The 913-nt window shown below is 47.2% G+C and carries 1 protein-coding gene; it reads right to left on the minus strand.

Annotation, left to right across the window (positions count from 1 at the left end; translation table 11 throughout):
• Positions 1-846, minus strand: an 846-nt coding sequence (gene degS / locus R7Z77_RS24530; RefSeq protein WP_318136950.1) for an outer membrane-stress sensor serine endopeptidase DegS, incomplete at its 3' end; no start/stop codon positions are given.
• Between the last annotated feature and the right edge of the window lie 67 nt (positions 847-913).

The following is a 913-nucleotide window of genomic DNA, read 5'->3' on the forward strand; positions in this document are numbered from 1 at the left end:
AACGATACCGCCAATGTGCTCGTTTCCTAGTAAACGGGCCGTCACTGCATTGATGTCTTGCCCATCAATACCGATGTAGCCGCGAATCACACGACCATCAGCGATGATTTTCTGCATAATTTTGCTGGCGAGTGGGGCGGGGATTGCAAATGAGATACCATAGGTTTCAAGATCGGTTGCCTGTTGGAAAGATGCGGTGTTGATGCCCACCAATTCACCTTGAGTATTCACCAATGCGCCGCCCGAGTTACCTTCATTGATTGCAGCATCAGTTTGGATGAAGGCTTGACGACCATCGCTAATAGAGGAGCGACCTGTCGCGGAAATAATGCCGAAGGTCGTGGTTTGCCCTAAGTTGTATGGGTTACCAATCGCTAAAACGACATCACCAACCTGAGGTTTGTATTCAGAATTCAATGGGATGACAGGTAGGCTAGAACCTTCAACTCGTAAAACGGCAATGTCCGTGCGTTTGTCGGTGCCAACAAGTTGAGCGGCAGCAGCTCGACCATCTTGCAATGCAACAACGACTTGGTCTGCTTGAGCTACCACGTGATAGTTGGTAATGATATAACCTTTTTCGCTGACGATAACCCCAGAACCCAGCCCTTGTGTCGAGAGTTTACTGCGATCGTTTTCAACGTATTTTCGGCTGTATATATTCACAACCGCTGGCGCCGCTCTTCTTACGGCTTGGTTAAACGACAATTCAAGAGATGCGATATTTTTCGGTTGTTGGTCGAGCGCGACAGGAATAACGTTATTGCGCAATGATGGAACTGCGAGCAGTACAACGGCAGCGGTTGCTAAGCCTAAAAAGACAGAACGTAATAAAAAGCTGAGCATATCCTCTCCATGCATGAGCGCCAAAATGGCATAGAAAGGTGAAGAATAGCATTACATTGAAAAATAA

The organism is Vibrio sp. 1401 (genome assembly GCF_033340295.1).